Source organism: Eubacterium sp. AM05-23 (genome assembly GCF_003477535.1).
GTDB classification, from domain to species: Bacteria; Bacillota; Clostridia; order Eubacteriales; family Eubacteriaceae; genus Eubacterium; species Eubacterium maltosivorans.
This window is the reverse complement of sequence record NZ_QUDF01000008.1, coordinates 61,401-80,381: the sequence shown is the minus strand read 5'-3', so window position 1 is coordinate 80,381 and position 18,981 is coordinate 61,401. Positions and strand designations below refer to the sequence as shown.

At 52.0% G+C, this 18,981-nt stretch carries 22 protein-coding genes; 17 read left to right on the top strand and 5 right to left on the bottom strand.

Annotated elements, in window-relative coordinates; all coding sequences use genetic code 11:
• The first annotated feature begins 48 nt into the window (after window positions 1–48).
• Window positions 49–348 (top strand): transposase, encoded by a 300-nt coding sequence (locus DW091_RS12610; RefSeq protein WP_118518298.1) that lies wholly within the window; start codon window positions 49–51, stop codon window positions 346–348.
• A gap of 77 nt (window positions 349–425) precedes the next feature.
• A complete protein-coding gene (locus DW091_RS20585; RefSeq protein ID WP_224168797.1) occupies window positions 426–938 on the top strand; it encodes an IS3 family transposase in 513 nt (170 codons plus the stop codon).
• 456 nt (window positions 939–1,394) lie between these two features.
• Here the strand turns inward: DW091_RS20585 and DW091_RS12600 are convergent, their stop codons facing one another.
• On the bottom strand, window positions 1,395–2,879 hold the full coding sequence (locus tag DW091_RS12600) for a nucleotide sugar dehydrogenase (RefSeq protein ID WP_118518297.1): 1,485 nt from the start codon (window positions 2,877–2,879) through the stop codon (window positions 1,395–1,397).
• A 462-nt stretch (window positions 2,880–3,341) separates the two neighbouring features.
• Here DW091_RS12600 and DW091_RS12595 point away from each other — a divergent pair, with 462 nt between their 5' ends.
• From DW091_RS12595 to DW091_RS12555, 9 genes are all read left to right on the top strand, one after another.
• On the top strand, window positions 3,342–4,184 hold the full coding sequence (locus DW091_RS12595; RefSeq protein WP_118518296.1) for a hypothetical protein: 843 nt from the start codon (window positions 3,342–3,344) through the stop codon (window positions 4,182–4,184).
• 128 nt (window positions 4,185–4,312) lie between these two features.
• Complete coding sequence (locus DW091_RS12590; protein ID WP_118518295.1) at window positions 4,313–4,981, top strand: hypothetical protein; 669 nt, start codon at window positions 4,313–4,315, stop codon at window positions 4,979–4,981.
• A complete protein-coding gene (locus DW091_RS12585; RefSeq protein ID WP_158577891.1) occupies window positions 4,981–5,904 on the top strand; it encodes a phage antirepressor KilAC domain-containing protein in 924 nt (307 codons plus the stop codon). The genes DW091_RS12590 and DW091_RS12585 overlap by 1 nt, the downstream gene beginning before the upstream one ends.
• The gene (locus DW091_RS12580) at window positions 5,905–6,468 is read left to right on the top strand and encodes a restriction endonuclease subunit S (protein ID WP_118518293.1); all 564 of its coding nucleotides are present in this window, start codon (window positions 5,905–5,907) and stop codon (window positions 6,466–6,468) included.
• A gap of 9 nt (window positions 6,469–6,477) precedes the next feature.
• Window positions 6,478–6,687, top strand: a complete 210-nt coding sequence (locus tag DW091_RS12575) for a hypothetical protein (RefSeq protein ID WP_058694223.1) — start codon at window positions 6,478–6,480, stop codon at window positions 6,685–6,687.
• 34 nt (window positions 6,688–6,721) lie between these two features.
• Entirely contained in the window at window positions 6,722–7,303 is a 582-nt protein-coding gene (locus DW091_RS12570; RefSeq protein ID WP_158577890.1) for a sigma-70 family RNA polymerase sigma factor, read from the top strand.
• 107 nt (window positions 7,304–7,410) lie between these two features.
• Window positions 7,411–7,638 (top strand): DUF1659 domain-containing protein, encoded by a 228-nt coding sequence (locus DW091_RS12565; protein ID WP_118518291.1) that lies wholly within the window; start codon window positions 7,411–7,413, stop codon window positions 7,636–7,638.
• A gap of 227 nt (window positions 7,639–7,865) precedes the next feature.
• Complete coding sequence (locus tag DW091_RS12560; protein ID WP_118518290.1) at window positions 7,866–8,102, top strand: DUF2922 domain-containing protein; 237 nt, start codon at window positions 7,866–7,868, stop codon at window positions 8,100–8,102.
• A gap of 58 nt (window positions 8,103–8,160) precedes the next feature.
• Window positions 8,161–8,712, top strand: a complete 552-nt coding sequence (locus tag DW091_RS12555; protein WP_118518289.1) for a D-Ala-D-Ala carboxypeptidase family metallohydrolase — start codon at window positions 8,161–8,163, stop codon at window positions 8,710–8,712.
• A 446-nt stretch (window positions 8,713–9,158) separates the two neighbouring features.
• On the opposite strand, the gene DW091_RS12550 is transcribed toward DW091_RS12555, so the two are convergent.
• Window positions 9,159–10,043, bottom strand: coding sequence for a radical SAM protein (locus DW091_RS12550; protein WP_118518288.1), 885 nt, complete (start codon window positions 10,041–10,043; stop codon window positions 9,159–9,161).
• Window positions 10,044–10,195: 152 nt separating this feature from the next.
• Here DW091_RS12550 and DW091_RS12545 point away from each other — a divergent pair, with 152 nt between their 5' ends.
• From DW091_RS12545 to DW091_RS12520, 6 genes are all read left to right on the top strand, one after another.
• On the top strand, window positions 10,196–11,530 hold the full coding sequence (locus DW091_RS12545; protein ID WP_096919664.1) for an MATE family efflux transporter: 1,335 nt from the start codon (window positions 10,196–10,198) through the stop codon (window positions 11,528–11,530).
• Window positions 11,520–11,966 (top strand): MarR family transcriptional regulator, encoded by a 447-nt coding sequence (locus DW091_RS12540; RefSeq protein ID WP_118518287.1) that lies wholly within the window; start codon window positions 11,520–11,522, stop codon window positions 11,964–11,966. Before DW091_RS12545 ends, DW091_RS12540 begins: the two co-directional genes overlap by 11 nt.
• 79 nt (window positions 11,967–12,045) lie before the next feature.
• The gene (locus DW091_RS12535) at window positions 12,046–13,359 is read left to right on the top strand and encodes an amidase domain-containing protein (RefSeq protein WP_158577889.1); all 1,314 of its coding nucleotides are present in this window, start codon (window positions 12,046–12,048) and stop codon (window positions 13,357–13,359) included.
• Between the two features lie 119 nt (window positions 13,360–13,478).
• Window positions 13,479–14,828, top strand: a complete 1,350-nt coding sequence (locus tag DW091_RS12530) for an amidase domain-containing protein (RefSeq protein ID WP_118518285.1) — start codon at window positions 13,479–13,481, stop codon at window positions 14,826–14,828.
• Between the two features lie 331 nt (window positions 14,829–15,159).
• The gene (locus DW091_RS12525; RefSeq protein ID WP_074617296.1) at window positions 15,160–15,741 is read left to right on the top strand and encodes a glycerol-3-phosphate responsive antiterminator; all 582 of its coding nucleotides are present in this window, start codon (window positions 15,160–15,162) and stop codon (window positions 15,739–15,741) included.
• Window positions 15,742–15,780: 39 nt separating this feature from the next.
• Window positions 15,781–16,428, top strand: coding sequence for an SGNH/GDSL hydrolase family protein (locus tag DW091_RS12520; protein ID WP_058694234.1), 648 nt, complete (start codon window positions 15,781–15,783; stop codon window positions 16,426–16,428).
• 50 nt (window positions 16,429–16,478) lie between these two features.
• Here the strand turns inward: DW091_RS12520 and DW091_RS12515 are convergent, their stop codons facing one another.
• The 3 genes from DW091_RS12515 to DW091_RS12505 all read right to left on the bottom strand — a co-directional run bounded on the left by DW091_RS12515 (window position 16,479) and on the right by DW091_RS12505 (window position 18,844).
• Window positions 16,479–16,685 (bottom strand): hypothetical protein, encoded by a 207-nt coding sequence (locus tag DW091_RS12515; RefSeq protein WP_074617297.1) that lies wholly within the window; start codon window positions 16,683–16,685, stop codon window positions 16,479–16,481.
• Between the two features lie 354 nt (window positions 16,686–17,039).
• A complete protein-coding gene (locus DW091_RS12510) occupies window positions 17,040–18,560 on the bottom strand; it encodes a 4Fe-4S dicluster domain-containing protein (protein ID WP_058694236.1) in 1,521 nt (506 codons plus the stop codon).
• A 23-nt stretch (window positions 18,561–18,583) separates the two neighbouring features.
• Window positions 18,584–18,844, bottom strand: coding sequence for an NAD(P)H-dependent oxidoreductase subunit E (locus tag DW091_RS12505; RefSeq protein ID WP_058694237.1), 261 nt, complete (start codon window positions 18,842–18,844; stop codon window positions 18,584–18,586).
• Between the last annotated feature and the right edge of the window lie 137 nt (window positions 18,845–18,981).

Here is an 18,981-nt window from a genome sequence, read left to right as displayed (position 1 = left end):
AGATATTCCCTTAAAATATTGTATAATACAAAATAGGAGGAACTCATTATGCCAAGAAAAACCAAACAACACACCAAAGAATTCAAGCTGGATGCTATCAACTATCGTAGGGAGCATCCCGATCTAACCCAAACCGAATGTGCCAAGAACTTAGGAATAGGTGTCAGTACATTAGGCAAGTGGGAAGCCCAATTCAGAGACCACGATGGTGATATCCCTGTCAGAGGCTCTGGGAACTATGAATCTGATGAGCAAAAGAAAATTGCTCGTTTGAAGCGTGAACTTCGCGATACACAGGATGCACTTGATGTGTTAAAAAAAGCCATCGGCATTCTGGGAAAAGATTAACAGAAGCTATCTACAGTGAAGTTTCTGCCAAGGTGGAGTCATCCAAGGTTACTGGACGCCGTGTCTCCATCTCCGGAATGCTGAAATTTTTAGGCGTATCTCGTTCGGGTTATCGAGCTTTTCTTAATCGAAAAGTCTCTCCTTCCCGCCAGCGAAAAACAGCTGTTAAAAAGGAAATCCAAAAGATCTACGATAATTCAAAACAGAATTATGGTGCTCCCAAAATCACCAAGGAACTCCGTAAATCTGGTGAACTTATTGCTGAACGCACAGTTGGTAAATATATGCGTGAAATGGGCATTAAGGCCCTGTGGATTAAGCCATGGACGACTACTACCAGAGATTCCGATTTTAGCGAAGAACTTCACAACATTCTTGATGAGCAATTCAATCCGGAACGTCCTAATGCCGTTTGGTGTACCGATATCACTTATATCTGGACCCAAGATGGCTTTGTATATCTAAATTGTGTTATGGATCTATTTGCCAGAAAAATCATTGCCTGGACACTATCTAACACAAGGAGGTATCATCTGTTGTTAAAAAAATTAACAGGGCTAAGGCTTATCGAAACACAGAACAACCTTTGATCGTTCACTCAGATCGTGGCAGCCAGTACGTGTCCAGCGCCTGGCGCGATGCTACTGAAAATATGACTCGCAGCTATTCTCACAAAGGCTATCCATACGATAATGCATGGATCGAATACTTCCATTCATTAATAAAAAGAGAATGGCTCAATCGCTTTAGCATTCGTGATTATAAACACGCATACACGCTTGTTTTTGAGTATATCGAAACATTTTATAACACTGTCAGGATACATAGCCATTGTGACTATATGTCTCCTGACGAATATGAGAAACTATATGAGAGGGTTGATTCTTTGTCTGCTGCTTAGCAGGCAAAATCACTCATTTTAATTTGTGCTAAATCTTGACATAGGACCATTTTGTCATCATAAAAGGCTCTCCTTTGATTTTTTTATCATAGAAGAACCTTATAAATCCTTTTTTACAGAAAAAGCTTCGCACTCTCGTAAATTCTTAATCTCTCTGGAATAAATCTCTGGTGTAAACTTTATCTTTTACATCATCTAAACAAGTATCATATCGATTTGCAATAATGCTATTGCTCATTTCCTTAAATCGCTCTAGGTTATTCACAACTTTGCTTCCAAAAAATGTTGTACCATCATCAAGTGTTGGTTCGTAGATTACGACAGCAGCGCCTTTTGCTTTAATTCGTTTCATAACGCCTTGAATGCTGCTTTGTCTGAAATTATCTGAATTAGATTTCATGGTTAGCCGGTATACACCAACGGTGACATCTTTTTCCATTTTAGAATCATATTGATTTTCGTCCGCATACCCATAATATCCAGCCATCTGTAAAACCCGATCGGCAATAAAATCTTTTCTGGTTCGGTTACTTTCTACGATGGCGCTCATCATATTCTGAGGTACATCATCATAATTTGCCAACAACTGCTTGGTATCCTTTGGCAGGCAGTATCCGCCATATCCGAAGGATGGGTTATTGTAATGTGTTCCGATGCGCGGATCCAGACAGACACCATTGATAATATCCTGAGTGTTTAATCCTTTCAATTCTGCATAGCTGTCTAATTCGTTAAAGTAAGAAACGCGAAGTGCCAGGTATGTGTTGGCAAAAAGTTTTACGGCTTCTGCTTCGGTAAATCCCATAAATAGTGTATCAATGTCTTCTCTAAGGGCACCTTCCTGCAGGAGTGCGGCAAAGGTATGAGATACTTTTACCAATCGTTCATCATTTTTATCGGTCGATACAATGATACGACTTGGATAGAGGTTATCGTATAATGCCTTAGATTCACGTAAAAATTCTGGACTGAAGATAATGTTTGCGGAATGATATTTCTTACGGGTGGCTTCTGTATAGCCCACTGGGATAGTAGATTTGATTACCATGATGGCATCTGGATTTACTTTAAGCACCAGTTCGATAACAGCTTCTACAGCGGATGTGTCGAAGTAGTTTTTTTTACTATCGTAATTGGTTGGTGCCGCAATCACTACGAAATCGGCATTTTTATAAGCTTCTTCGCCATCTAAGGTGGCTGTCAGGTCTAGTTTTTTTTCTTTCAGATATTTCTCGATATAGTCATCTTGGATCGGAGATTTTTTATTGTTCAACATTTCCACTTTTTCTGGAACAATGTCCACAGCGGTCACATGATTGTGCTGTGCAAGAAGCGTGGCGATGGATAATCCCACATATCCAGTACCTGCCACTGCAATATTCATGGGAGATGAAGATTCTATTTTTGCTGTGGTATGAGCATTTACAAATAATGTATCGGGCTCGAATCCAAGTACATTTCCAAGGTTTTCTAACTGAGGGATAGAGGGCATAAAATCCTTCTTTTCTAATCTCGATACCAATGCACGGTTGATACCAGTCGCATCGCCAAGCTCTTGTTGCGTCATTTTAAGTGCTTTTCTTTTGCTGGTAACTGTTTCAGCTAGCAGTGAAAGGGATAATTTCTTCATTTATTTGCTCCTTTTTTAAAATGTTATATTAAATAACAAACGGAAAGATTTTTTAGTAATCATAAAACATTATAAATATAACATAAACGGCAAAAAATAACAATATAAAACTAAAAAATAATATAAATCGCAACAAGAACAGTTCAAAAATGATATTTTAAATAACATATCAAACAATCGTCTTATGTTGATATGAAGTTAAAATGATCACTTAAATTGTGCCGCCATCTGGATACTGGAAAAATGATTGAAAAAAACATCAATTTCAGATATGATATGTAATAAAGATAAACACCAAGGGGCACATAAGATTGTAATCTAAGGATTAACAAAAAAACAAACCTACCCACCCCACAACAAAACATGGTTTCCGGGACACATCCCAATCAACCGGTACGCGAAGCGTAAAAGCTTCGCGTACCGGTTTTTTTATTACTTTAAATCAGCGGCAAGGAGGGTTTTATGTCGAAGTGCGCAGAGCCGGGCACGTTTGAGCTGGAGGTTCTGATTGAGGAGAACGAAGATTTTGACACAGCCTTTAAAAAAACCAGGAGCAGGGCTTTAAAAGCACTGCTCACAGATATTAAAAGGCAGTTCGGGTATTCGCCGGCGGTCAGCAGGATCAGGCTTCTGAAAGACTTTTTCTGCGAAAACACCATTGACTGGGTGTCGGATGTGCTGGGAGCAAAGAAGTCCGGGCTGGATTGGAAACGTCCTCATAACCCTGGAGAGACCGGAGATACCGAAAAATGCGGACAGCGGCTGAACAAAAACGGGTTTGCCATCCGCGTTCTCATCAGCCTGATGGATCATATCCATATTTTTCTGGCGCCGGTGCTGCTGTGTCCGGACTGCCAGGAGCGGCGGGCCATGGATGAGGCCTTTAAGGCTCAGTACTGCCACCGGATTTTGCCGGAATCCATGGTAAAGCGGCGGCAGTATGAGTCAGCGGTTTATGAAGCGCTGATCTGCGAGGGCTTTGCCAAAAAATACCCGGAGGTGGAGGTTTATTTCAGCGAGGAGCAGGCTGTGGCTGTCAAACGGGACTTTCAGAAAACAGTCGGTTACGCCCAGGCCAGGCTGTCCGGGCCCTTATCAGAACGGGTGATCCCCCAGGATATCCGTCTTTGGCTGCGCAGGGGAGAGAAGCCCAGCCGGAAGGACCGGCTGCTGCTAAGACGTAAACAGCTGGTGGTCTGGACAAGGGAGCAGGTGCGCCGCGCAGGCGAAGCGGAGCCCGTCAAAAACTGGTACAGCCGGCTGCGGCGGCTATGCTCGGACGAAAATGGGGACCCATGCTGGTAAAATTTGATCCCAATAAAAGCAAATCCAACGCAGAGTGGATGGTTTCAAGGTTAAAACGGGAATATAATAATCCCAACGCAGGCGGTAGCAAGCGCGGCGTTAATCATAAACAAGGAGGTACTGATTAAATGAAAGAACAATCGGTACAAAAGGGTTTTTCCAAAAAATCGACACGGGAGGCTCTGTTTTCCTGCGGCCAAAAACAGAAAACAGTGCGAAAGGTAAACAGGGAGCAGTGTATGTGCACGAACTGCTTTTACAGGGGGCTCGGCAAGGACGGGGGCTGCCTGTTCGACGCCACCCTGGAGAATTATGAAGGCCTGTGCATGAATTACCGGGGCTATATGGGTTACTTTCCGGATGGTCTGCACTTTGACAGCGTGGATGAGAGCAGTGTGGAGCAGCGGCTTTTTATCTGGCATCACAGAGAGCTTGGCGATCTGGAGTGTGTGCTCAGGGACAAGAACCAGGCGCTTTTCAGCAGTGAGGGACTGGCGGCCCTGCTGGGGATTAAATTCTTCGGCTTTTTGAAGCGCTATTTTAAGCTGTTGAAGCCTGTGCGGCTTCAGGTGCCCGACGATACCAGCGACGAGGGCTGCCGCGAGGTCTATTTTCTGGACTACCTGGGCCTGGAGCGGGCGCTGCTGCTGGAAACAGCCGTGGACCCGCAGCTGCGCGGGGCGCTCAGCCAGGAGCTGGCTCTGGTCGGCGTCAACATCGAAAGGCTCCTTGAGGGAAAGCAGGCGCTGCGGCTCGGCATTGATGTGAAATTAAAACGAGGATGGGAGACACTGTGATGAAAAAGGATTATTTACTCAAGCGCGTCTTTAAATTTGACGGCGTCACCAGCCTGCGGACACTGGTCATTGAATGGCCGGTTTATGATAAGCTGGGCGAGGCCATCCACGACGCTTTCGGAAACCCCGTCACCCGGCGGGATGTGGGCTTTGTGGGCAAGGACGCGGCCGACATTCTGGAGTACCGCAACGCCTCCCACGCCATTCTGCGCCACGTGGCGCCCGGTGACCGTACGAAACGGACGGTCGTGGACGGCGCGGGACGCAGCCAGCGGATGTGGATCATCAACGAGCCAGGCCTATACGGGCTCATCTTCGGCAGCCAGATGGAGGACGCCCGCCGCCTGGGGGATTTTGTGAAGCGGGTGGTGCTGCCCTCCATCCAGCGCTACGGGGCCTATATGGAGCCTGAGGTGCTGGCGCAGGCCCAGAGCGACGACGCGGCCAGAGACGCGCTGTTCGAGGCGCTGAGCCGTGAGAAGGCCCACAGCTGCGCCCTGCTGGACGAGCTGACCGAGGCCCAGCCCAAGATCGAATTTTACGACACCATCGGCGGCGCCGAAAACGCCAGCTCCATGGGCGATACGGCCAAAATGCTGGCAAACGCAGGTTTTTTAAACGAGGATAACGACTGTCCCCTTGGCCGGAATAACCTGTACCGCCTGCTGCGCCGCTGGGGCTACCTCTGCTCCCAGCCCAGCAGCTTTAACACGCCTTACGCCTGGTGTATGGAAAGAGGGTGGTTTAAGGTAAAGGAGAAGCGCCGCATCCTGGGCGGCGTTTCGGTGCTCGAGACCATGGTGCTGGTGACCGGAACCGGGCAGGCTGAGCTTTTAAGGCTCTTTCACGAAAAGGCCCGTCTGGGTGAGGTGGCTGTCCACCCATGCAGATACCGCGCGCCGGGCAAAACCGGGCCGGCATAATTGAACTACCTGACCGAGCTTCTGGCCTTTTACCACTGGCTCTCGGCCCACCCCATGCCCGGGCTGCTTCAGGCCTACTGGCACCTGCTCATGTATTTTAACAACAAGAGCGCCCTGCCCGATGTGTCCGGCGTCTGGCACTGGCCTGTCGCCTTTAAAGCACCCAACTCCGTCGTCATGGCGTACCTTGGCCTTGACGACCGGCGCAAAGTCATGCGACAGAGAAGCAAGCTTGTTGAGGCCGGCCTGGTGGCCTATGAGAAGGACACCGGCAACCGGGCGGGCTGGTACCGGATGATCCCCTTTGATAAGGGACTTGAGCCCGGGTGGGCGCAGCTTGAAAAACAAGCGGAGCGGACACAGGTGTGGACGCAAACCAGCGCCAAAAGCGGACACACAGGCGGACTGTTTATAAACAATGCTTTAAACAATAAGCATGCTTCTCTATGCAGTAGTATTCCTGACGGCGGCGTGGCCCACAGTCCGGAGGCAGCCATGGAAGCCATGAAGCGCAACGTGAACAGCGTATTTGGAACCGATATTTTTAAACTTTACGAGGAATGAGGTGAAAGGATGAACCGATATGGCAGAGGAAGACCGGTGGTGAGCATGCGCCGCCCCTATTATGCCCGGGCAGACTGCCGGGCAGGGCTGATGCTCTGGGCCAGAAGCCCCGGGGAGGCCGAGGCAGAATTTGAGGCGTACGCGGCCCAGGTGGAGGACCACTTTCCGGAAATTGTTCTGGAGCTGCGGGATCTCCGGGAGGAGGACCCGTTATTTTGAAAGGGGGCTTTATTTGCAAAAAGGAAAAACAACCTTGGATTACACGTATCTGGACGAGCTGGTCCGGCGGGGCCAGCAGGGGGACAAGGCCGCTTTAGAGACGCTGCTGCTGGCCTTTAAGCCCTTGCTCTGGTCGGTGGTCGGCCGCTATGTCTATGACCGGGGGGCGCTCGAGGACGCGTATCAGGAGGCCTGCGTGGTGTTTATGGAGGGTGTCCGGGATTTTGCACTGGAGGCCGGCGTCTACTTCCAGACCTTTATGCGGGGGCGGCTGGTCAACTATTTTCTAAAGCGGCGGGAGGGCCGGTTTAGCACCTCAGTGACAGGCGCGGTGTCTCTGGACATGCCGGTGGAGGGCGAAGACGGAGCTGTGGCGCTCATCGAGCTGATTCTGGATGAGCGGGCGGATGTCGAGGGCGCCTGTGTGGCGTCGGAGCAGAGAAAAGCGTGTCTGCGTGCCCTCAAAAAGCTTTCGCCCGGACAGCGGGAGGTGCTGCAGTGGCAGTATCTTGGAAAGGGCACCCTCTCCCAGCTGGCGGCGCAAAAGGGGGTGAGCCCGGCCGCCGTCACCCAGACCCACAAACGGGCCCTGGCAGCAATGAAGCGGCATTTATGACCAGTGTTTTTAAATTTTTTTAAGCAGGGGGTTAAAATTTAAGCTAAAACCGGATTGTATTAGTGTAAGGCAGCGATGCCAAAACGCAAATACAGGAGGTAAGAAAAATGGCAACCATTCAGAAAAACACCGAATCCGTAGGGATGAAGATCACCGTCAATCATGGCGAGGAGAACGGAAAAATCGTCAAGTCCTCAAAAACCTACGGCGACATCAAGGAGAACGTGACCGACGAGGCCTTTATGGCCACCGCCAAGGCCATCACCGGCATGCAGGAGCCCATCCGGGAAAAGCAGGTAAAGGTGACGGCGGAAGAGTTAATTGAAGTAGCGTAATGGGAAAATAGCAGCAATTAATGGGGGGGGAAGGTTGAAGGTGGAAAGTGGAAAGTTCTGGTGCAAATCAGCTTTGCTGATTTGATTTAGATCAAATTCGCTATGCGAATTTGGCCCTTAACCTTCCACCTTCAACTTTCAACCTTCCATTAAAAAACGTAGGGCACGACGCCCTCGTCGTGCCGCAGACAAGAGCACAAAATTAAAAAACAGGAGGAAATTTTAAAATGCCAACAACCAACAAGGATTTAACCATCACATTCCAGCGTACAGACGGGAAGGACCACAAGATCACCATCCCGGATTACAAGGAGGGTATTACCGACGCCGAGATCAAGACCGGGGCCCAGGCCATTGTGGATCAGGGAGCCTTCGAGCCCGACGGCTTCGCCCTGGCCAAGGTGGTGGGCGCGGTGAAGGTCGACACCACCAAAACCGAGGTGGCCATTGAGGAAACAGCTTAAAAAAAGGGGCGAAAGGCCCCTTTTTTATGTGGAAGGTTGAAAGTGGAAGGGAGAAACCATGAAAAACATTTATAAAACCATCAGTCAAAGATTAATCCTCTCAGTCCTCCTCCTCGTTTCCTGTGTCTTTCTCATAGGTCTGAGCCTTAGGGCGGAGGAGGAGCCTGTGCCGACAGCGGAGCAGGCAGTGGGGGAGCCAGAGCAGGAGCTGCCCGCTGAGCCGGAAGTACCGGCCGGGGTACCGGAGGAAGTGCCAGAGGTTGAAACGCCAGTACTCATGGCCACCGACCACTTCGCCATGGAGGAATACCGGTGTGACTGCGCGGGCTACTGCGGCGGCTGGCCCTGTGAAATGCGGCCAGAGCTTTTAGAGAAGATCGAGGCGCTCCGGTGCTATTTTGGGCGTCCTGTCATCATTACCTCCGGCGTGCGCTGCGAGGCGCGCAACACGGAGGTGGGCGGTGTGGCGTGGTCCTTCCACATGCGGGGCTGCGCGGCAGATCTCTATTGTCCCGGTGTGGCGGTGGGAGAGCTGGCCGGGGCGGCAAAGGATGTGGGTTTAAACGTCCTGCCTTATTATGCCCATGGCTACATCCATGTTGAGATTTAAGAACACGAAGAAAGAAATCGCTTTGTATTTTAAAAATCGCTTTAAACACAAGGCTTTTCTGAAAAGTGTGTATAAATGACACAAATGTCGTTTATTTCAAAATAAAATCAGAGCATATAAAAAGACTGCTCAAAAACGAACAGTCTTTTTTAAAGTGTAGACAAATGTTATCATAAGGAGATGAAACGTTAAAGTGAGGGTTGTTTAATGGAGAATGTAGAATTGAGAATGGAGAATGATTGAGCCCTTTTTCTGCCGAAAAAACGATTGAAACAGCGGTCTTTGGCCGAAAATCCAATCAAAATGCGCAGCATTTTGTTCCTCTAATTCTCCATTCTGCATTCTCAATTCTCCATTGAAGTCGCCTCTTGCTTTAACTTTGTAACTACATTTTGTCTTTGTCTACACTCTGAGACTGTTCAAAAAAATGAACAGTCTTTTTTGTGTTAATGAAAATTAAGGTCCCAGTTGCGCATTTCCTCGCTCTTAAAGGCCACGTGTCCTCCCAGTGCCTCGTGAAGCTCGGCGAGCATCCGGGGCTTGTCCTGGTTCAGGGTACCAGCCAGGCTGATATAGTTCGAGATGTGGTTGGAACGGAACACCGAGCCGGGGCTGTCCAGATGCTCCAGCATCAGCAGGGTCTCTTGGGCGACCTCGATGGGGGTGAGCATCTGGAAATCACCGCGCTCGACCTCGGCGATCATGGGCGCCTGCCCCTCCAGGCGGAAGGTGAGCAGGCCAATGTACTCGGGATTCATGGCGTTCAGGGCTTCGGCTGTTTTGACAGCGTGCTCCTGCCAGTGGGCTTTGCCCCCGAGGCCGGAGATAGCCGTGACCGACAGCTTCATGCCGGCCTCGCGCACCATCTGGCCGGCTTTTATGATCTCGCTGGCAGTCTCGCCCTTATTCACATGGGAGAGAATGGCGTCGCTGCCCGATTCCAGGCCCATATAGATCATCTTAAGCCCCAGGGCTCTGAGCCTTCTAAGCTGCTCCGGTGTTTTGATCAGGATGCTTCTGGGCGAGCCGTAGCTGGTGACCCGGCAGCACTCCGGAAAGATTTCCTGAATGGCGCACAGGATGGCCTCCAGATCTGAAAAACGGCGGACCAGGGCGTCCCCGTCGGCCAGGAAGATCCTGCCCACAGGGCCGTAGGCCTCACGGGCCTGCCTCAGATCCTCAACGACTTCCTCCAGAGTCCGGACATGAAAGCTTTTTTCTTTATACATATCGCAGAAACGGCATTTGTTATGGCTGCACCCCACGGTGGCCTGAATGATCAGGCTGTATGCCTCGCTGGGCGGCCGGAATACACGTCCTTCATAGCGCATGACGGTCAACTCCTTTGCGTGCTAATTATTTTGTTTAAATGATTATAACACGCTTTTGGCAAAAAGGCCAGTCGAAACTTTGGTTTGCGTTTTCTTTAAGCCTGTGTTAAAATTTATTAGTCCGAATCCGGACTAATTTGATGAGGTGAAAAATGAAAGCGCAAGCGATTGATAAAAAGTTTTTTAAATTTGTCCTGCCCTCCATGTTTACCATGTTTTTAAATGGGCTTTACACCATTGTAGACGGCTTTTTTGTGGGACATGCGGTGGGAGATGTGGGCCTGGCAGGCATCGGCCTCGTATGGCCTATTACAGCGGTGCTCATCGCCCTGGGCATGGGCATCGGGGTGGGCGGCTCAGTGCTGATGTCCACGGCGCGGGGCGCAGGGTGTGATGAAAACGCCAACGCGGCTCGGGCCAACACCCTGATGCTGCTGGCGGCTGCCAGTGCACTGCTCACCCTGTTGCTGGTCGTTATGAATCCGGCGCTTGTATACGCCCTGGGGGCAAGGGGCGAGGTGTACGACGCGGCCATGGCCTATATCCGGATTATTTCCATCGGCGGCAGCATGCAGATACTGGCCTCGGGCCTGATCCCCATGATCCGGAACAGCCACAAGACCATTCAGGCCATGATGATCATGGGCACTGGCCTTGTCTGCAATATTATTCTGGACGCCTGCTTTACCATGATAATCCCCATGGGGCTGGCTGGCGCGGCACTGGCCACCATCACCGCCCAGTCGCTGACAGTGGCTGGGAGCCTGGCCTGTCTTTTCAAAGATCGTGCACACCCTGTCCGCAGGAGCCATTTCCGTCTGCAGAAGCGCATGATGGCCAGGATGCTGAAGATTGGCGTGTCACCCTTTGGCCTGTCGCTCATGCCGTCGGTGATCACCATCTACAATAATCTGCAGTGCCTGGCCTACGGCGGCGATCTGGCCGTCTCGGCATACGCGGTCATCAATTACTTTATCGGCTCAGTGCTTCTGCTGCTGGAGGGCGTGGGAGAGGGGATGCAGCCGCTGATCAGCTACGCCAGCGGCGCGGGGGATTACGGGGCCATGAAACGGCTGAAAAACAAGGGTCTGATGACAGTACTCGTCTTTTCAGCGCTGTTCCTGATCGCCTGTGTGCCGGCGGTGGACCTGCTGCCCGGCTTTTTTGGCACCTCGGCCCAGACTGCTGAGATCATCCGGTCGGCCCTGCCCATTCTGGGGCTGGCATTCCCGATGATGGGCCTGGGCAAGCTGTTCACCTCCTATTTTTATGCCTGCGGCGAGACCCTGTACTCTACCCTGCTGGTCTATCTGGACCCGGTGTTGTTCACGCCGCTGTGCATCTTTATCCTGCCCAGGCTTTTTGGCCTCAAGGGAGTGTGGATGGCGCTCCCGGGCGCCCAGGCGCTGATCATGGCAGTGCTCATGGTTTTATGGGGGCTGCACAGAAGCACGCTCAGGAGCAGGGAGGCAGAGTATGCCGGATAGCATTCATGATACCTTAAGCGCTTATTATGATTTCTGGTTCAGCTGCAACGCACTGTACGAGAAATGGGCCAAACAGCAGGGCATTACAGTCAATACCCTGTTTGTGATCTACACAGTGGACGCGTATCCGGAGCGCTGTAACCAACGGCTGATCTGTGAGAAGCTGATGCTGCCAAAGCAGACCGTCAACACTATTTTAGAGGCGCTGACCAAAAAAGGAATCGTTGAGAAAAAGGCCGACCCCTCGGATAAGCGCAACAAGCGTATCGTCTTTACCAGGACAGGCACAGAGTATGCGGGCCGGCTGCTAAAGGATCTGGGCACCTTTGAGGAAAAGGCCCTGGGTGCAATGACGCGGGAGGAGCGGGAGGACTTTATCCGCACCAGCCAGATTATGCTGGCACGCCTGGAGGAAGCCCTTAATACAGATTCTTGATGGAATTGAGTGAAATTTTATCACACAGACGGCTCCAAAAATGATATAATGAAGCGAATACCTTCAAATGGAGAACAGAATGAGTGATAAAAAGCAAACAGTGCAGCCATGCAGCAAGCTGGTTCTGACCATTCTGATTCTGGCCATTGTTTTCCTGGAGGGGCTGGCAGCCTACGATTTTGTATCCGGCGGAGCCCTGGCCTATGAAAACTGGTCCAGAAGCTTCAGAGACCTGGAGGGATTGACAGAAGCCCATGAAATCACCGTAACGGCCCGGAACGATATCCAGTCCTTTGGCCTTGACACCGCGGCAGAGGACTGCATTCTGAGCTATATGTCCCTGTATTTTGATAGTGTGGCCTCCCTGGAAGAACAGGACCTCGCGGACCCACAGGCCGCCAGGGCCGCGGCCATCGACCAGACCGCGCTTTCCTACCTGATCGGGGTGAGAGCGCTGCAGCCAAACGACCTTAAAATGGACGCCTGCAGCAGCAGCGTTACCTATGTTAATGCAGTGCCGCAGCCAGACGGCAGCGTGCAGATCGAGGTGTTAGAGGACCAGGTCGTCAATTTTGCCTTTATTCCGGAGGTCGATGCCTGCAGCACCGGTATCCGGCATCTCTTTACACTTCGCAAAGACGGCGATGCTTACCGCATTGTGGCCCACGAAAAGGAGGAGGACGGCTACCTGCTCATTGAGGAATGCTATGAGAAGGAAACCGGCGGCGCAGACCCCGCCAATGTCAAAGAGGTTCTGGACCAGATCAAGTCCTCGCTGCTCGAAAGCGCCAGGGCGGCCATCGATTACCAGAACGCCCAGCGTGACACAGCGGCAGACAGTAAGGCGGCCGACAAGCCCCACGCCCATCCCTATGACCGGAGCGCGGCAGTGGCCTACGCCATGGAGTGGGTCGACCCGCTCACCGTAAAGCGCAACCCGGACTGGTTTCTTTACGACGGCTACGGCGGCAACTGCAATAATTTTATCTCGCAGTGCCTTTACGCGGGAGGCATCCCCATGGATTGGGACGGCTATGCCCAATGGAAATGGTTTGACGATGAGGTGGATACCTGGAACCAGCCAAGCGGCCGGTCGCCGGCATGGGCAGGGGTCGAGGAGTTCTATAACTACGCCGAGAACAACAGCGGCTTTGGCCTGGTGGCAGATGTTCATCCAAACCTGTACGCCGGAGAACCCGGAGATGTCCTGCAGTACGGCGCCACCGGGGAATGGCGGCACTCCGTGATCGTCACCGATGTGATCTACGGCGAGGATGGCAGGGTTCAGGACTATCTGATCAATTCCAACACAACCGACAGAATCAGCTATCCGGCCAGCGCGTATGCCTACTATGATTTCAGGCTTATACACGTGCTGGGCTGGAACGATTAAAGGAAGATGATGAAACCATTCATCATCTTTTTTTTATTACGTCACATAATTGTCACGAAACTGTCACAAAAGTCGTCTATAATGTAAACTATCTTTGAGGAAGGATCGGAAATTGATAAATGAAAAGACGACCAGATACAAGACAGACCAGAAGAAAGAACAGAAAGAGGCGGCAGGCGGCAGCGCTGGTGGCGCTGATGGCAGTGTTCATCGTGGCGGGCTCTGCGGCTGTGCGCCATGTGACAAGGGCTTTGGCCGCGGGGCGCAGCGTTGAGGCGCCGGTCGAGGAGGCCGCCACAGACAGCTCGGAGGATAAAAAGAAGGTGGTTGTGCGCAACAGCCGAACCGCCTATGGCATCGACAGCGGCGAGGAGGACACCATCAGGGATTATCTGGACACCTGGTTTGGCGCTCTGGCAGACCTCAGCGAGCAGGACGTGACCCAGTATTTTGACCTGTCCGACAGCCAGGGGGCTGTCAGCGCCGCCATCGACCAGACAGCCCTGTCCTTTCTGGTGGGGGTGCGGTCTCTCCAGGATAATGACCTGCGGCTTACGGGCTATAGCTGCGGCGTGACCTATACCGGAGCCCAGACGCTGGAAAACGGCGATCTGGAGGTGACGCTGGAGGAGGACCATACGGTGTGCTTCAGCTTTACCGACGGGGTTGATTCCTACAGCTCCGGCATTGAGCATAGCTTTGTGATCCGCCGGGATGGAAACAACTGCCGGATCATTGAGCACCAAAAGGAGGAGGACGGCTATCTGCTCATCGAGGAGCTCTATGACGAGGAAAGCCAGGGCGCGGTACACGCTCAGTCCAGCCAGATTCTGGACCAGATCAAATCAGAGCTGCTGGATCAGGCGCGGCAGGATATTGACGCGTTAAGCCAGGCAAAAAGCGAGGCTGCGGCCAGCAGTGAGCCCGCTGCCCTGTGCGGCCATGACTATGACCGGACTGCCGCTGTGGCCTACGCCATGGACTGGGTGGACCCGCTGTCCGTTATCCGAAACGACGCCTGGGGACGCTATGACGAATACGGCGGCAACTGCAATAACTATATCTCACAGTGCCTGTACGCGGGCGGTATCCCCATGGATACCGAGGGGGAGGAGCAGTGGAAATGGTATGGTGATTCCGTTAATACCCGCCAGACAGCAAGCGGCCGCTCCGGCTCCTGGGCAGGGGTTGAGGAATTCTATGACTATGCCGAAGGTAACACCGGCTATGGCCTGGCAGCGGATACCACCGCCAATCTTTACACAGGACAGGCCGGGGATATCCTCCAGTACGGCGTGGACGGCGAGTGGAACCATTCTGTGATCATCACCGATGTGGTGAAAGACGTTGATGGCAGCGTCAAGGATTACCTGATCAACTCCAACACCACCGACCGGATCAATTACCCGGCCAGTGCCTACGCCTATTCTGATCTGAGGCTCATCCACATTCTTGGCTGGAACGATTAAGAAAGAGACGACCGTACGAAACGGGCGGCCGTCTCAGAGTGCAGACAAAGGATATCATGAACAGGCAGAGCGTTAAAGAGAGGACTGTTCAGTTGAAAGTTGAAAGTGGATAGTGGAAAGTTCAGGTGCAAATCTGCCCCTCTACGGCTTCTCTAATTTAAAGCTTGACAACTGAAAAGGTTTAGCATATAATGTAAACAATTAATCATTCATTTAGGGACTTGAGTCTAAGAGTTGTCCGTATTATACCTTGTTACACAGTGTAACGTTTATTTGTTGTGCGATGAGGTATGATACGGATTTTTTATACCTAAAATCAGGAGGGATTTCTTTGGAAACGTCTAAACTGGAGCTGCTGCTCGCCGGCACGCGGATCATCCCGTCGGTCAATTCGGCAGAGGGGCTGAAGTGTGTGCTCACAAAGACCAGCCTGCCCTGCGTTATGCTCAAGCTGGGAGATATTAACACCCTGCCAAAAATCATCAGGCTCATTCACCAGTACGGGCGCAAAGCGGTGGTGCATCAGGATTCCATCAAGGGGCTGGCCCGGGACCGCACCAGCATCGATTTTCTGTCAAGGCTGGGGGCGGACGCAGTGGTCACCATGAAGCCCCAGTGTGTGCGGTGGATAAAGGAGGAGGAAATGCTCTCGATTCTGGGGCTGTTCCTCATTGATACCAACGCCCTGGCCACAGGCATCCAGAGCATTAATGAGAGCCGGCCCGACGCGGGACTGGTCATGCCCATGACCATACCGGGCAGCATCTACGAGGCCATTCTGCGCCAGATACGGGTGCCGCTTCTGGCAGGCGGGCTGGGCATGGAGGAAGCGCTGGTGACAGCAGCCCTGGATAATGGCGCCCTGGCCGCGGCCGTTACCAAGCCGGCATTATGGCAGACCATTGGTTCATAAGCCTTCGGGCTTAAAATATATTTTAGTGGAGGTAATATAATGAAAAAGACTGTTTTGATTTTTGGAGACTCAAACACCTGGGGCTGGAAGCCCTCAAACGACATGATCAAGCCGCTGGAGCGCTGGGATGACGATGTGCGCTGGCCGGGCGTGCTGCAGGCCGGCCTGGGGGACGGGTACAAGGTCATTGCCGACGGGCTTAACGGCCGTACTACAGTTTGGGACGACCCCATCGAGGAATACCGCTGCGGCAAGGACCAGATCATTCCAACCATGGACGCCCAGGCGCCCTTTGACATGATCATCATCTTTGTGGGCACCAATGACCTCAAAGTGCGCTATACCGTATCGCCCCAGGATATCGCCAACGGTGTGGGTATTCTGGTGGATAAGGCCCTGCATCAGGTCGGAGACTATACCGGCGAGCCCAAGGTGCTGTTGGTAGGACCGCCGCCGCTGGGGCCAATCGCAGACGGCGTGTTCAAGTACATGTTTGCAGGCAACGAAGAAAAATCCAAGGATGTCGCCCAGTTCTACAAGGGTGTGGCTGAAGCCTACGGGGTCGAGTTCTTCGACGCCGGAACAGTGGTAAAAAGCAGCGATGAGGACGGCCTCCACCTTCAGGCAGACCAGCACGAGCTGCTTGGCAAGGCCATGGTAGAGGAAGTTAAGCGTATTATTGGATAGTGAGAATAAAAAAGCGGGCAGGTCAAAAGGCCTGCCCGCTTATCGTGGTTTTACCGGGTCATATCGTCAATGGACGGATGGCTGGCGTGTTCGCGGCTGTTGTGCTCGCTGATGTTTACCGCTGCCTCTGAATTCAGATCAATTTCTTCCGAAATCACATCCTCCACATCCAGCTTCTTGGGATGCCCGGCTTTATCTTTGCGGTGCAGCTTGTTTTTTATTTTGTCAAATTCGCCTGCAATGGTGTGTTTGGTCATTTTATTTTCCTCCTCATCGTAAACGGCATAAATGCCTTTCTGTCTCGTTTATACCCAAAGCAGGGAGGGAGTATCAAAAAAAGACGGCCGCCTGTTTCGTACGGTCGTCTTTTTAATGATACGTGATCACTTCACAGCCTGCGCCACCCGTAAGTGCGCAGCTTTCTTATAAAGCTGTCGATGTGGGAGGCGGCGAAATAGCCCGCGATGCCAGTAAAAATGAATATTACGAGTAAAAAGATATTTGCCATAGTTTCCACCTTCTTTAAGGATAGCTTATCACGTTTGACGTGAAGGTGGTGTTAAGGCTTGGCGGATCGTATAAATATTTTATAAAGATGCTCTCTAGAGCGCTTATTTTTTATCGTCCATCAGATTCAGCTCAGACATATAGGCGCTCTTGGTCGCCAGTTTTTCGTCGGCCTCTTTCTGGAACTTGGTAACCGCTGTGACGGCCTTCTTAATCGGCATGAGTGTGCCGGCGCCGCCGATACAGCCGCCCGGGCAGGCCATGCCCTCCAACAGGTAGCCGTCACGCTTGCCAGCCTGGGCCAGCTTCAGCATTTTCTGGCATTCCCTCAGGCCCTCGGCGCGGTCGATCTTTACATCCACGCCCGGGTAGAGGTCGTGGACCGCGTTGCAGATGGCGTCTGCGACGCCCCCGGCCACAGAATAACCCCGGCCGGCCGCGGTTGCGTCGTCCAGCTTGCCGTCGTCCCCGAGGTCGCCGAATTCAATGCCCTTGGCCACGAACATGCCCATGAGCTCCTCGAAGGTGATGACAAAGTCCACGTCGCTGCGCACGCTTTTTCTGGAGGCCTCCAGCTTTTTGGCCGCGCAGGGGCCGATAAAGACAATCCTGGACTTGGGGTGTTCCTTTTTAATAATACGGGCTGTGGCCACCATTGGGGTCAGCTCGCCGGAAATGCAGTGGGCGATCTCCGGGAATTTTGTCTTGGCCATGACAGACCAGGAGGGGCAGCAGGAGGTGCCGATAAAGGGATCATCACCCTTAACAACTTTGTTGACATAGTGGTGGGCCTCTTCGACCGCGCCCAGGTCAGCGCCCAGGGCAACCTCCACCACATCGGCAAAGCCCAGCTCCTTAATGGCCTCTTTAATCTTCTCCGGTGTTGCCAGGGGGCCAAACTGGCCGACAAAGGCCGGGGCAATCTCGGCAATGACCTCATCGCCCTCCTTGATGGCGTGGATCAGCTGAAAAATCTGGGTTTTATCCGCGATGGCGCCAAAGGGACAGTTGACCAGGCACATACCGCAGGAAACACACTTGTCGTAATTGATTTTGGCCCGTCCCAGCTCGTCGCTCTCAATGGCGTCGACGCCGCAGGCAGCCGCGCAGGGCCGGTCGTATTTTACAATGGCCTCGTATGGGCAGGCCTCCCGGCAGCGGCCGCACCGCACGCACTTTTCTTTATCGATATGGGATTTGCCGTCCTTCATGTAGACTGCGTTTACCGGACAGACCGATACGCAGGGGTGCGCCAGGCAGCCCCGGCAGTTGTCCGTCACCATGAAAGCCTTGGGCTCACAGGCGTCGCAGGCAAAAGGAATAACATTAACCAGCGGTGGATCATAGACCTTTTCAGCGATGGCGCTCTCCTCCACATCTCTGGAGATGGGAGAAGGCTGGTCGACCGGGTATAAGGGCAGGCCAATGGCGAGACGCAGGCGCTCCCCGATGATGGCCCTTTCCTTAAAAACGCTGTCCCGGTAGTTTGCGACCTCTCCGGGTATAATTTCAAAAGGGATTTCTTCCACTCTACTGGCGTAATCGCCGCCCTCATAGGCCATTTTGGCAATGGCGGCAAAAACCTGACGACGGATTTTGGTCACAGGTGTGTAAATTCCTCTCATTTACAAATTCACTTCCTTCTTGATTATTTTGTCATTTCAAGAATTTGTGCCATAACAGTCTCAGTATTTGCCTTTTCGATCACAACATCTCCGACAGAAACAATAGGGGATTTCATTCCATGCCTTGCTTCGCCGATACATTTAACCGTTTCGATATAAATACCGCGTGAGAGCTCCAGGACATCCTTCACATCGTTTAAGCTCTCGATGGATTCGATGATGTCCATGGCGCCTTTCATGACACATTCTGTACAGACACAAACTGCTACTTTTAAATCTTCCATGTTTTCTCCCCCTGTTTGCCGGCCGCCGATAAATGCCAGAATGCCGCGCTGCGGTACCGTTCAAAATCAGCTGCATATATTGGATGCGCTTTCGTTATGAACGGCGCTGCGTCTTGTATTTTGCCATTTATCTTAGG

What these genes read in the sequence shown, in the direction of transcription:
- DW091_RS12565 (WP_118518291.1), top strand. Translation starts at nt 7,411, where the DNA reads ATGGCAACCATTCAGAAAAACACCGAATCCGTAGGGATGAAGATCACC.
- DW091_RS12610 (WP_118518298.1), top strand. Translation starts at nt 49, where the DNA reads ATGCCAAGAAAAACCAAACAACACACCAAAGAATTCAAGCTGGATGCT.
- DW091_RS12560 (WP_118518290.1), top strand. Translation starts at nt 7,866, where the DNA reads ATGCCAACAACCAACAAGGATTTAACCATCACATTCCAGCGTACAGAC.
- DW091_RS12555 (WP_118518289.1), top strand. Translation starts at nt 8,161, where the DNA reads ATGAAAAACATTTATAAAACCATCAGTCAAAGATTAATCCTCTCAGTC.
- DW091_RS12510 (WP_058694236.1), bottom strand. Translation starts at nt 18,560, where the DNA reads ATGAGAGGAATTTACACACCTGTGACCAAAATCCGTCGTCAGGTTTTT.
- DW091_RS12600 (WP_118518297.1), bottom strand. Translation starts at nt 2,879, where the DNA reads ATGAAGAAATTATCCCTTTCACTGCTAGCTGAAACAGTTACCAGCAAA.
- DW091_RS20585 (WP_224168797.1), top strand. Translation starts at nt 426, where the DNA reads ATGCTGAAATTTTTAGGCGTATCTCGTTCGGGTTATCGAGCTTTTCTT.
- DW091_RS12535 (WP_158577889.1), top strand. Translation starts at nt 12,046, where the DNA reads ATGAGTGATAAAAAGCAAACAGTGCAGCCATGCAGCAAGCTGGTTCTG.
- DW091_RS12520 (WP_058694234.1), top strand. Translation starts at nt 15,781, where the DNA reads ATGAAAAAGACTGTTTTGATTTTTGGAGACTCAAACACCTGGGGCTGG.
- DW091_RS12540 (WP_118518287.1), top strand. Translation starts at nt 11,520, where the DNA reads ATGCCGGATAGCATTCATGATACCTTAAGCGCTTATTATGATTTCTGG.
- DW091_RS12575 (WP_058694223.1), top strand. Translation starts at nt 6,478, where the DNA reads ATGAACCGATATGGCAGAGGAAGACCGGTGGTGAGCATGCGCCGCCCC.
- DW091_RS12590 (WP_118518295.1), top strand. Translation starts at nt 4,313, where the DNA reads ATGAAAGAACAATCGGTACAAAAGGGTTTTTCCAAAAAATCGACACGG.
- DW091_RS12585 (WP_158577891.1), top strand. Translation starts at nt 4,981, where the DNA reads ATGAAAAAGGATTATTTACTCAAGCGCGTCTTTAAATTTGACGGCGTC.
- DW091_RS12545 (WP_096919664.1), top strand. Translation starts at nt 10,196, where the DNA reads ATGAAAGCGCAAGCGATTGATAAAAAGTTTTTTAAATTTGTCCTGCCC.
- DW091_RS12515 (WP_074617297.1), bottom strand. Translation starts at nt 16,685, where the DNA reads ATGACCAAACACACCATTGCAGGCGAATTTGACAAAATAAAAAACAAG.
- DW091_RS12505 (WP_058694237.1), bottom strand. Translation starts at nt 18,844, where the DNA reads ATGGAAGATTTAAAAGTAGCAGTTTGTGTCTGTACAGAATGTGTCATG.
- DW091_RS12530 (WP_118518285.1), top strand. Translation starts at nt 13,479, where the DNA reads ATGAAAAGACGACCAGATACAAGACAGACCAGAAGAAAGAACAGAAAG.
- DW091_RS12550 (WP_118518288.1), bottom strand. Translation starts at nt 10,043, where the DNA reads ATGCGCTATGAAGGACGTGTATTCCGGCCGCCCAGCGAGGCATACAGC.
- DW091_RS12595 (WP_118518296.1), top strand. Translation starts at nt 3,342, where the DNA reads ATGTCGAAGTGCGCAGAGCCGGGCACGTTTGAGCTGGAGGTTCTGATT.